The organism is Comamonas sp. wu1-DMT, assembly GCF_040187805.1.
GTDB classification, from domain to species: Bacteria; Pseudomonadota; Gammaproteobacteria; order Burkholderiales; family Burkholderiaceae_C; genus Comamonas; species Comamonas thiooxydans.
Genome location: NZ_JBANEM010000020.1, coordinates 19,280 through 31,479 on the forward strand (window position 1 = coordinate 19,280; position 12,200 = coordinate 31,479).

Sequence of the window (12,200 nt, forward strand, 5' to 3'; positions counted from 1 at the left end):
TGGAGACACGTCGCTATCGCATCCGGATACTTCTCGGACGTCGTGGAGTCGGCCTATTGGCACTCCTGACGAAGATCACCAGCACTGGTGCCTCTGGCATCTCCTACGATGTGTTGTTTGCTGCCGATGGATTTATGCCCATCTCCTGCCCCACCAGGAGCTTGATGAAGAGGATTCACCGATGCTGGCTCGACCCCAGTCAACCTGGTCATGTTCGCTCGGCCGCACCAGCATCGCCAGCTGCAGTTTCTGCCAGACACCGCTCGCTAGTCATACTCCTGCCATAGCCCTAGGCCTGAGGGATATCCTCCAAAGGAACGCCTGTTTACGGCACAAACAGGATGCCGTCGAGAGCTGTTTCATCGCTCACAGAGAGCTTACGTACGCCGCCTTTGGCAAAGGTGCGAAGGCTGGAATTAGGGCAGCAGCCATCGCCACAGTTCTTTGTTAACGGATTGTCTTGCCATGAAGGCATGAAGCATCAATGCTTCAGGTTGGCATCGAAGAGGATCGCGTTATCGTCTCTACCCAGCCCCCCTGTCCCCTGGGAGACGATTTTTCCACCCCCCTAGGGTTTGCTGTCTTTGCGTGGCCGCATTCGGCTTCTAGGCTTCTAGATTGCCAAGACTCCCTTTTTACTGAGCAAACAGAACATGGCCTTCATCAATTACGTGACTCAGATCCAGTTTGACTTTGGCGCCGTTCAAATGCTGCGCCAGGAATGCGAGCGTGTCGGTATCAGCAAGCCGCTGATCGTGACCGACCCCGGCGTCAAGGCGGCAGGAATCTTGCAAAAAGCCATAAATGCACTGGGTGGCCTGCCCCATGCAGTATTTGACCAGACTCCTTCCAACCCCACCGAAGCGGCAGTGCGCGCTGCGGCTGAAATCTACAAATCCCAGAACTGCGATGGATTGATCGCTGTGGGCGGAGGCAGTGCCATTGACTGCGCCAAAGGCGTGGCAATTGCAGCTACGCATGAAGGCCCGCTCTCGTACTACGCGACGATTGAAGGCGGCTCGCCTCGTATTACGGAGCGAGTTGCACCGCTGATTGCCGTCCCCACCACCAGCGGCACAGGCAGCGAGGTAGCGCGTGGCGCCATCATCATCGTGGACGACCATCGCAAACTGGGTTTTCACAGCTGGCATCTGGTGCCCAAGGCTGCCATCTGCGACCCCGAGCTCACCTTCGGCCTCCCCCCCCATGCTGACGGCAGCAACCGGCATGGATGCCATAGCCCATTGCATGGAAACCTTTATGGCCTCGGCCTTCAATCCACCAGCTGACGGCATTGGCCTGGACGGGCTGACCCGGGGCTGGGCGCATATCGAGCGGGCCATGCTCAATGGCAACGACGCGGAAGCCCGCCGCCAATTGATGAGCGCAAGCATGCAAGGGGCCATGGCTTTTCAGAAAGGGCTGGGCTGCGTGCATAGCCTCAGTCACAGCCTGGGCGGCATCAACCCGCGCCTGCACCACGGCACGCTCAACGCCATGTTCCTGCCCGCAGTCGTGCGCTTCAATGCCGAAGCCGAAAGCGTTCAGCGCGAGGACCGCCTCAACCGCATGGCACATGCCATGGGTCTCAGCAGCGGAAGCGATATCCCCGACGCGATTCGAGATATGAATGCCCGCCTGAACCTACCATCGGGTCTGGCTGCCATGGGCGTGGAGCGCGCGCAGTTTGATGCAATCATCAGCGGTGCACTCAAGGACCACTGCCACGCCACCAATCCACGGCTGGCATCCGCACAGGACTATGAGCAGATGCTCAGCACCTCGCTCTGACAGACTGCACACAGTGCTCAAGCCTCAACGACAGGGCTCTGCTTGAGCGCTTCGCGCACATCGTCCATCAATTGCCTCGCCATGCTGCTGAGCACCTCGAGCTCATCGTCGGACATGTTTCGAGGCTCGTCATCAAGTATGGAAAGGCAGCCCAGCACATTGCCTTTTTTGTCCACCAGAGGCACACCCGCGTAAAAGCGCAGCTTAAGGCTATGCACCACCGAGTCGCTTGCAAATCGGGGGTCTCGCGCCAAGTCTCCGACCACAATGGCCTCTTCTTCATACACGACATAGGAGCACACCGTGCCATCACGAGGGACGCCTTGTTGAGCGCCCTCCTGCGCTGACAGCGGCAGCAGACTGCCCGGCGCAAAGACACGTTCAGCATCCACCCAGGAAACTTGAGCCCACTTGGTGTTGAAAGCGTTGACGGCCTTCTTGGCCGTATCGCGATATAGCGCTGTCAATGCTGGAGCCAGCACTCCGCTTTCATGCAGCATTTTGACGCGCTGCTCATCGTCATCGGGAATCGGAGCAGCAATCACACACTCGCCGGGATCTCCAACCTGCATGGCCTCTACCCACAGATGCAACTCACGCAGACTGGTAACGCAGGCCTGCGCTCCTGTCTGTCGGGCAAACTCGGGGTCAGCTGCCACGGCTGGAGCATTCCACAGGCACAGCACCACTCGTGCACCCGGCCAATGGCGGCGAATGCGCCGCACGATGCGTCTCGCCATGCTTTGTGGCTGGTGATTGAAGATCGACAGCACCAATAGATCCGATTGCTTCACGGCCTGAACCCACTCGCGATCCGCCAACAAGCCATTGGCATCAAACTGCAAGGACTTCGAGTCCGGGGCAAGTGCCCATCCGGAGCAGCTAACCTCATGACCATGCAAACTCTCTGCATGGGCCACCATGGCTGCGCCCAGGGCATCCACCTCCCAGCGCACACCCGCGCAATGAATGCGCAGGCATCGACGCTGATCACCTTCACCGGGAGCCGCCTGGGCATGCTCGCCACTGCTTCTGAATGCATATTGGTCCTGCAACTCATCAAGCAAGGCTGCCATGCCATTGGACAGACGCAAGCGATGTTCGGCCGTTGCCGACTCCAAATGCTGCTGGGTTGCAATACGCAGAGCAGGAATGGCAACCTCATCATAAAACCCGCTGACGGCACTGGCTCTGTCATCCTGGTTGGGCTTCGAGAGCAGACGCTCCTCCACGGACTGTACGGCCATGCTGATGGCATCATCAGCGTCATCGGCCAGCAGACGCTGGTACAGCCGTTGCTGCGGCCCGAGCACAGGCTCGCTGCCCAGCAATACCTCCATGAATTTGAGCGAAGGGATGTAGCGCCCCAGCACCAGCAGGCACACCGTCAAAGGTGTGGAAAGAATCAGGCCGATCGGCCCCCAAAGCGCTGTCCAGAAGGTTGCGGCAACAATGATTGACAAGGTCGACAAACCTGTACTTGAGCCATATAGCCATGGCTCGATCACATTGTTGCTGATCAGCTCCAGCAGCAGAATCAGGCCCAGAGTCATCAAAAACATATCCCAACTGGGATCGACCGCAAAGGCCAGCGCCAGCGGAAATACCGCAGACATCATCGGGCCCACATAAGGCACAAATCGCATGATGGCGCCCAGCACCCCCCAGAGAATTGCCCCTGGCACACCAATGAGCAACAAGCCCATGGCGAGTGGCACGCCATAGCTGACGTTGACGATGAACTGCATGCGCAGATATTTGCCAATGCGCTGCGAGGCCTCATCCAGCGCATCGGTGGCCACATTGAGGTTGCCCCCCACCAGCCTAAGCAACCGATCCCTCAGCTCGTCCCTGTCAAGCAGAATCAATATGACAAACAGCAACACGATGCCTGCGGTCGTCACCGGCTCGGCAATACGCCCCAGCCACTGCAGCATCCGTGTAGTGGGCTTGGATTCGGGAGGCTGAACCTCCACTTTCTGCACCCGCGCCCTGGCGCTGTCCACGCTGGCAATCTCTTTCTCAACGGTGTTGTAGGTCTTGAAAACGCCATCCCAGGCGCTGGGCATGTTTGCGCTCTTGCGCAGGCTGCGCAATTTGTCGCGAATCGTCGATTGATAGGTCGGCAGATCGGCACTGAGTTGCTGCACCTGACTACCCAGATACATGCCCAAGCCGCCGAGTGCTGCCAGAGAAAAAGCCACGACCACAATGGCCGAAGCCATTCGCGGCAGCCCCCAGCGCTTGAGCTTGCTGACAGCAGGGTCGAGCAAGAAGCCGAACAGCATTGCCAGGGCCAGTGGAATCAGCATGTCCCGCCCGAAATAGAGGGCAAGAATCACGATGGAAGCAATCATCAGCCCGATGAGCAAACGCAGGGCCGGCAGCATTTCTGCCAGATGCACAAGCCCCGGAGCCACGTTGGCCCTGGCTCGTCTGTCCATGCCCTCCCACAAACCGGGAGCTGGCTGCCGGCCCTCTCCGGCCGAACCCGCCTCTCGCGAGAAAGTCTCGATTTCGACCGGTGCCCCCGCATACGGCTTGGTTGGCGCAACCGCGCCAAAGTTGACCTCGGGGATTGCAGACGACTCATCGGACGGGGAATTCTCGTTTCGGTTCTCTGACATTGGCATCCTTGATGGACTGTTGTCTATGATTTTCTGAGACAAAGTGCGCTCATCCAGAATTCCAACTGGCTCTGCCCCCCTCTGCTGTCAGGCTTTGTCGTAAATTGCAAAAAAGCGCTATAGAGCCTCGACCCGACCCGGATCAGGTGCATGCAGCCACTGAGCAAACTCATCGGCCAGTTGCCGGCTGGCCGCCGCCGCGGCATTCCAGGCCTTGGCGCGCGCATCATGGTCTGTGCCATAGCTCAGAAAATCGTGCCGATCCGGCAACTTGGCGTTTGGCAGGCAAGCCACCCAGGCGGGATCAGGGGCCAGCACAATCATCGAGTCCAGATACGAACTCGGTCCATGACGCCATTTCAGCCCCTTGTCCAGCCATCCAGGAATCACCGCCTTCTGGAAATGAGGATATAGCACCACCCCATCGCCGTTACGAGAGGCCAGATAATCCAGATGCATGTGATAGTCGGTAATGCCGCCATCCCAGTAGGCCCCCTTGGGAGCATCTGAAATGTCTTGCACGGCATCCAGCACGAAAGGGATGGAGCAACTGGCTCGCAAGGCATCCATGAAATTACTCTCCGTCAGCCGGGTCTGCGCAGACCGAATGTCCGCAACCCCAAAGGGCAGAGCATGCACGGCATCGTTTGCAGAAGAGGAAAAGATCACACGCTCCAGCAAGCAGCCCAATGCCGACCGATGCAATGCATTGCCGGCAAACGCGGCCGCATAGCCCAATGGCGTGCGCCAGGACGATGCACGTGACAGCAGACCACGCCCGCGGGCGGCGATCACATGCAGCCTATAGCGAGGATTCGCCAGAACCTCGCTCACACGCCCCCCCGTAAAAGTCCTGTAGTGACTGAGCAAACCGCTCACTGACCAGCGATGACGGCGTGCGCTTCTGCCCTTCGGGAGGATCAAAGCGCTGTGCAATATAGTCACGCTCCAGTCGCTCAAAGGCTTCCACTGGTTCGTCCAGGCAAGCCGTCGCCATGCGCCAGGCACCGATGGAAGCGCCAATCAGATCCACCGGCTGTGCGCTGGCCTGTAACCACTGTCCAAAGATGAAGCGATCCAGAGGTCCGAGAATCAAGCCCTTGGGACCGCCCGCGGCCGCCGGTATGACTCTGACCATATCCGGCTGCAAGCCCCGCCGCTCTATAGACTGCCGCGCCTTGAGGCCGGCATAGATTCGCAATGCTCTTGTGGATGACGTCATGTGGGCATTGTGCTTTCAAGCCCCGTTGCTCGCGATCAGCTCGGTGACTTCACCAGTTGAGCGTGACCGAGGTACCGCCACCGGCCCGGGCTGAGATGCTCAGTTTCGCCCCCATGACAAGCGCTCTGCGGCGCATATTGACCCACCCCATGCCAGCAGATGCTAGGTCCGGGATTTTCCTGCCACCGGCCGATCTGACGGGCCCCGCATCCTCAATGCTCAGGCGAGCATGCACAAAGGAGGCATCTGAAACATTTGAAGCACTTTTCCACTGTTCGTCGGCAGCCAGCGTGATCCAGAGTTCAAGCGCGTCAGTGTGCTGCAGCACATTGCTCACGGCCTCCTTCACCACTGCCATGATTTCCTCGGCCATGGCGCCGCATGGCAGGCTGCCGGTATCGCCAGACATCTCCGGGTCCCAAACATCCCAGTGCAGACTCATGCCTCGATGATCCAGCACGGGTTGCAGCCTGTGCCTGAAACGTGCAAGAAGGACGCCCAAGGGTTCATTTCGGCTATCCATGGAATCAACAATCAGCCTTAGATCGAGCAGGCATTGTTCTGCGTTGCTGCGAATCGCCGGGTCCGTGCCGAGCCCTGTCAGGCTGATCAGCTGCACCAGTTGGCTGCCGACATCGTCATGCAATGCCTCCGCTATGCGCCTGCGCTCCAGCTGTACCTCTCTCGATGGACGTGCGCTTTTACGTCTACGCCACAGCACGCTGCGATATGCCAGAGGCAACAGCCAGACGACAGCCGCCATGCTGCCTGCCGCGCCTAGCGCAGCAGTCCACCAGGGAGCTGAATTGAAAACCGCTCCAGGCTGCAAAAGCCAGGGCAGCCACAGCAGCAGCTGAACACTCCAGAGAAGCAGCTGCCAGACGTAGGACATGGTGAAAGCGTTCGCAGACACTGGCGCCTAGAACCAGCCACGCAAGTAGGCGAAACGCACGGCCTGTGCTCGGGTGCGCACCTGGAGCTTGCGATAGATGTTCTTGATGTGCGTGTTGACCGTCATGGTGCTGATCTCCAACTGCACGCCGATCTCTGCACTGGTATTGCCACTGGCCACCATGCGCAAGACATCGCATTCGCGGCTGGAGAGCCTGTCGGACATACCGGACCCCGGAACAGCCCCGGTGGCCGGCCGCTTGTCATACCGCTGCAACAGCCGCCTGGCGAGACTGGGAGTGATGGATGCACCGCCATTGACGACCTGCAGCACCGCTTGAGGATAGTTGCCAAACCAGGAGTTCTTGACCAGATAGCCGGTTGCTCCCAGCTCGAAGGCGTGCAACACCTGCTCCTCCGTCTCCACCACCGAAACCACAATGACCTCGGCCTGCGGGCGTTGGCTTTTCATCACCTCGATCAACTCAAGACCATCGTCAGCCCCCAGCTTCAGGTCCAGCAACATGACATCAAACTCATGTTGACGAATGGCTTTTCTTGCATCCTTGAGGTTGTCCGCCTGAGCAACCACCATGGTGCGTCGATCATTCATGATTTCCTGTGCGATCACCATGCGTAGATGCGCATCATCGTCCACCAACAGCACTCTGACGGGCTTGTCGGGCTGCCCCACCATATGATCGGGCCACATGGAAGGACTACCGAGCTCCACAGCCATGGGTCGGAGCATCAAGGCATCACCAGAGTTGTTTGCACCGTTCGGGTCCATTTCTCTCTCCTGGCCAGAGTTGCCTGCCGGGGACTCAGGATGGTGCTCAAGACACCATATAGATAAAAACTCCCCAGCGCGTCATTAGATAGTTTTTAGCAATTAAAACTGCAACTCAGCGTAAGAAAAAATGCAATTTGAGTAATCACGGTTTTCTGACGACACCTACTCAAAACCGCCAACTCCTCATCACAGGGGCCCAGGTGCACTAAAACTGAACATCCAGAGAACCTGCCGCGTGCCAGTCGATGGATGCCTGACGCAGCACCATGTCGATGTCCATGCTCAGCGCCAGTCCAGTTTCAGCAGGGAAAGTCACTGCCAGCTGGCGCTCACCCCAGTTAAGTGCGCGGGTCGATGCCCGCCAGATGGCCAGATGCAGCACCCCCGTCAAAGGCTCGAATACAGGCTGCTCCATCGGCGCATGCATGAACTGAAAGGCATCGCTGACCTGCTCCGGAAAATTCCACTGCCGCGCCAGATGGGCTGTAATCTGCCCCGAGCAATAGCCCATCAGCTGCATTTCGACCTGGGGGCGCTTGGGATGCATGGGCTCCAGCAACTCGGAAAGCCTGAAGAAAGTGTCAGGGTCGGCAGCCTGCAGCAACAGCTCTCCCAGGCCATGCAGCAGTCCCAACGCATAGGCCTGCGAGGCATTGGCCTGAACCGACATTGCGAGCGCGCGTGCCATGCGTGCCGTGTCCAGGCTGTAGCGCCAGAAATTCGCCAGACTCCAGCCTGCCGAAACATGAGATGCGCTGACTGGAGCCGCCTTCTGCATCAATTGCCGCAACTGAACCGGCGCCAGCAGCACCAGTGCTTCGGGAATGCTGTGCACGCGTTGCCCCAGCAGATGCGCTGGCCCATTGGCCGCGGCCAGCAGACGAGCGGTCAGGACCGGATCGGTGGAAAACAATTGCACCAGGCTGCGCATGCCGGGCTCCGGCTTGCGCAGTTCACTCGACAGCAGCGCAACGACGCGCGGCTGGCTTGGCAGCAATACATGCTGCTCCAGCAACGTTGACAGGCTCAATGGTTTGACGCGGCTCATCTGGATCAAAGGCAGTGGCAAGGCTGTCGCCACCACGAAATGAACACGAGTGGGCCCATAGGAAGGTCAGAGCTTTTCATCTCTATTCAGTTGCACTGGCTGGCCCATGACCAACTGGCTGGCAAGCTTGCGTGTCAGGGGTTGTAACACGGAAAAGTGATCAGCCCCCTGAACCGAGACACAGTGCAGCTGATTCGATTTTCGTGTGGCGCACATATTGTCAAGACTGTTGGTATTGCCGGGGCTCTTGCTGCCCTCGATGATCCACGTCGGGCTCTTTATGGCATGCAGCCAGTAGACGGGCGAACGCAAGCGCTTTTCATCCGCCGAGATCAAGCCCCATTTCACGGGCCAGCCATAGCCGCCGATCTCGTCCACCGGACCAAACGCGAACACCCCCTGAACGGGCAAGCCTGCCGTCGCCGTCAGCAAAGCCAGCGTGGCTCCGGTACTGTGCCCACCGAGATAGATGCGTGCCGGGTCGACATAAGGCAGCTGTGCTGCCTGCAGGATGGCTGCTGCCACATCCTGCACCTCCCCCCAGAAATACTCACGCTGGCCGGGATTGTCATTGCCGCCGCGCAATGTGGGAAACAGCATCGCCATGCCAGCCTTGCGAAAAGCGCTGGCGCTTTGATCATTGGCGGCTGGCCCTTCGCTCCAGAAATCGTCCAGGCTATTGGTATCTCCCCCCGTCAGCCAGACCATCAAAGGCTGCTTCCTCCCATCTCTGGGGTCCGGGGTGACAAAGGCATTGAGTTTCAGATCCCCGCTCCGATAGCTCATGGAAACAAACAGCTGAGAAGGCGGTGTCGGCATCGGCTGGATAGGCTTATGCGCCGCCGGCAACAAGGCTGTCGCAATCTGTGTTGTCTTGCCTGCGCGAGCCTGCATCAGGTTCTGCAGAGCGATTTCGCCAGAAGCGATCTGTTGATCCACCACCTGCTCGATCTGCACCTGCTCCGCGCGCTGGCTCTCGTGCTGCTTGCGAGCGGCAGCGTGACGCACTTTGGCCATCTCATGCTCTGCCATCGCTGCACGCGTGATGCAGCGCCGCTGCTGATCTATGTTGATGCCCTCTTCCTGGGCCTTGTCAACCTGGGCAAGATTGAGCTTGACGGTATGACAAAAGTCATCGCTCTCTGGCGCCAGGGCTGGTGGCCAGACCAAGGCTGCAGGCTGCTGGGCATGGGCCTTGTCTTTGATTCTGTCCAACGATATCCAGCCGCGCGATGCCATCTTGGTGCCAATAAAGACCACCAAGATTGCCACCCCTATGGCCGGTAGTATCACCCGCCCTCTCGCTTTGCGCATTGATGTGCTCCCACAAAAAAGGCCGCCTGTAATATGAATTAAGTGGCGGCCCGGTAGGAGATTATTTCTTTAATCCTTGCAACTTCGCAAAGGCTGATGCCATGGCGTTTTGCTGTGTGGGCTGGCTGCCACGCTGGGGTTGCGCATAGCCACCACGGTTGCCGGCACCGTAGTTGTTGCCACGACCAGCGCCTTCAAAGCGGTTGTCGCGCGGGCCGTCTCGGCGCGCAGGCGCAGCGTCCAGCTTCATGGTCAGGCTGATGCGCTTGCGGTCCACATCGACCTCCAGCACCTTGACCTTGACGATCTGGCCGGTCTTTACCACTTCACGCGCATCTTCGATGAACTTGTGACTCATCTGGCTCACGTGCACCAGCCCGTCCTGATGCACGCCCAAGTCCACAAACGCGCCGAACTGGGCCACGTTGCTGACCGTACCTTCCAGCGTCATGCCTTCCTTCAGATCCTTGATGTCTTCCACGCCATCATTGAAGCGGGCGACAACAAAGTCGGGGCGCGGGTCACGGCCGGGCTTCTCCAGCTCGCCAAGAATATCCTTGATGGTCACAGCACCAAATTTGTCATTGGCAAACTGCTCAGGCTTCAGAGACTTGAGCACCTCGCCACGACCCATGATCTGGTCCACGGGCTTGCCGGTAGAGACAATGATCTGCTCCACCACGGGATAGGTTTCGGGGTGAACGCCTGTCATATCGAGCGGATTGTCGCCACCGCGAATGCGCAGAAAGCCTGCGGCCTGCTCGAAAGTCTTGGCTCCCAGACCGGCCACTTCCATCAGTTGCTTGCGGTTCTTGAACGAGCCATTGGCATCGCGCCAGCGCACCACCGACTTGGCGACCGAACCCGACAGGCCTGAGACGCGTGTCAGCAGCGGGGCCGAAGCAGTGTTCAAGTCCACACCCACGGAGTTCACGCAATCCTCGACCACGGCATCCAGCTGGCGCGCCAGCTCGCTCTGGTTCACATCGTGCTGGTACTGGCCCACGCCAATGCTCTTGGGGTCGATCTTGACCAGCTCGGCCAGCGGATCCTGCAGGCGGCGGGCAATCGATGCCGCACCTCGCAGGCTCACGTCGATATCGGGCATTTCCTGCGCCGCAAACTCGCTGGCCGAATAGACCGAGGCACCTGCCTCGCTCACCACCACCTTGTCGATTTTCTTGTCGGCCTTGGACGCGATCTTGATCAGGTCCGCAGCCAGCTTGTCCGTCTCGCGGCTGGCCGTGCCGTTGCCGATGGCGATCAGATTGATATCGTGCTTTTCCACCAGACGGGCGAGCACGGCCAGCGAGCCATCCCAGTCGCGGCGCGGCTCGTGGGGGTAGATGGTGGTCGTATCCACCAGCTTGCCGGTGCTGTCCACCACGGCCACCTTGACGCCGGTGCGAATGCCGGGGTCCAGGCCGATCACGGCACGCTGGCCGGCAGGCGCCGCCAGCAGCAGGTCACGCAGATTGTCGCCAAACACCTTGATGGCCACCTTCTCGGCATCTTCGCGCAGGCGGCTGAACAGGTCGCGCTCGGTGGACAGGCTCAGCTTCACGCGCCATGTCCAGGCGACGCATTTACGAATCAGATCGTCAGCGGCGCGCTTGGCATGGCTCCAGTCCAGGTGAAGCGCAATCTTGCCCTCAGCAAGGCTGGGTTGGCCCGGTTCAGGCTCGACCGGTTGCACCAGCTTGGCTTCGAGAACCTCCAGCGCACGGCCGCGGAACACGGCCAGGGCCCGGTGCGAGGGCACGCGCCCAATCGGCTCGTCGTACTCGAAGTAGTCGCGAAACTTGGCGACTTCGGGGTCGTTCTCGTTCTTGCTCTCGACCTTCTTGGACTTGAGCAGGCCTTCATCCCACAGCCATTCGCGCAGCTTCTGCACCAGTGCCGGGTCTTCGGCCCAGCGCTCGGACAGGATGTCACGTACGCCGTCCAGCACGGCAAAGGTGGTGCTGAAGTCGGGGCCGGGCTTGCCATCGTCCAGGGTCGTCGCGGGCTTGCAGAAAGCCTCGGCTTCCTTGTGCGGATCCAGTGTGGGGTCGGCAAACAGCTTGTCGGCCAGCGGCTCGATGCCGAATTCCTTGGCAATCTGGCCCTTGGTACGGCGCTTTTGCTTGAAGGGCAGGTAAATGTCCTCCAGCTCCTGCTTGGTCGGCGCACTGGCAATCGCCAGGCGCAGCGCATCGGTCAGCTTGCCCTGCTCGTCAATGGCCTTGAGCACCGTCTCACGGCGGTCGTCGAGCTCGCGCAGATAGGTCAGGCGCTCGTCCAGCGTGCGCAGTTGCGTATCGTCCAGACCGCCCGTGGCCTCCTTGCGGTAGCGGGCCACAAACGGAACCGTGGCGCCGCCATCGAGCAACTCCACAGCCGCGCTCACCTGCTGCGGCTTGACATTCAGTTCTTGAGCAATCTGACCAATGATTTTTTGCATTCGATATTCGCCCCACGGCGTTCAACACAGGAAGCCAATGAGTTTGCCATAGGCATGCCGCCAGACTGCCC

At 59.5% G+C, this 12,200-nt stretch carries 6 protein-coding genes and 3 pseudogenes; 1 reads left to right on the forward strand and 8 read right to left on the reverse strand.

Translation table 11 applies throughout. The features are described 5' to 3' along the window. Nucleotides 1–52: 52 nt before the first annotated feature. Nucleotides 53–482: pseudogene (locus V8Z78_RS22195) on the reverse strand (transposase family protein); the annotation flags it as partial. Nucleotides 483–653: 171 nt separating this feature from the next. Here V8Z78_RS22195 and gbd point away from each other — a divergent pair. Continuing rightward, nucleotides 654–1,791: pseudogene (gene gbd / locus V8Z78_RS22200) on the forward strand (4-hydroxybutyrate dehydrogenase). Nucleotides 1,792–1,808: 17 nt separating this feature from the next. Here the strand turns inward: gbd and V8Z78_RS22205 are convergent. From V8Z78_RS22205 to V8Z78_RS22235, 7 genes and pseudogenes are all read right to left on the reverse strand, one after another. Then, nucleotides 1,809–4,235, reverse strand: a complete 2,427-nt coding sequence (locus V8Z78_RS22205) for an AI-2E family transporter (protein ID WP_003063324.1) — start codon at nt 4,233–4,235, stop codon at nt 1,809–1,811. A gap of 300 nt (nt 4,236–4,535) precedes the next feature. Then, nucleotides 4,536–5,556: pseudogene (locus V8Z78_RS22210) on the reverse strand (patatin-like phospholipase family protein). Nucleotides 5,557–5,689: 133 nt separating this feature from the next. Then, the gene (locus V8Z78_RS22215; RefSeq protein WP_349732156.1) at nt 5,690–6,286 is read right to left on the reverse strand and encodes a sensor histidine kinase; all 597 of its coding nucleotides are present in this window, start codon (nt 6,284–6,286) and stop codon (nt 5,690–5,692) included. 273 nt (nt 6,287–6,559) lie between these two features. Then, nucleotides 6,560–7,321 (reverse strand): response regulator, encoded by a 762-nt coding sequence (locus V8Z78_RS22220; protein ID WP_349732157.1) that lies wholly within the window; start codon nt 7,319–7,321, stop codon nt 6,560–6,562. Between the two features lie 208 nt (nt 7,322–7,529). Then, nucleotides 7,530–8,372 carry an HDOD domain-containing protein gene (locus tag V8Z78_RS22225; protein WP_046462648.1) on the reverse strand — a complete coding sequence of 281 codons (843 nt, stop codon included), beginning with the start codon at nt 8,370–8,372 and terminating at the stop codon, nt 7,530–7,532. A gap of 66 nt (nt 8,373–8,438) precedes the next feature. Beyond that, the gene (locus V8Z78_RS22230) at nt 8,439–9,632 is read right to left on the reverse strand and encodes an alpha/beta hydrolase family protein (protein WP_349732192.1); all 1,194 of its coding nucleotides are present in this window, start codon (nt 9,630–9,632) and stop codon (nt 8,439–8,441) included. Between the two features lie 115 nt (nt 9,633–9,747). Further along, complete coding sequence (locus V8Z78_RS22235) at nt 9,748–12,129, reverse strand: Tex family protein (protein ID WP_349732158.1); 2,382 nt, start codon at nt 12,127–12,129, stop codon at nt 9,748–9,750. Between the last annotated feature and the right edge of the window lie 71 nt (nt 12,130–12,200).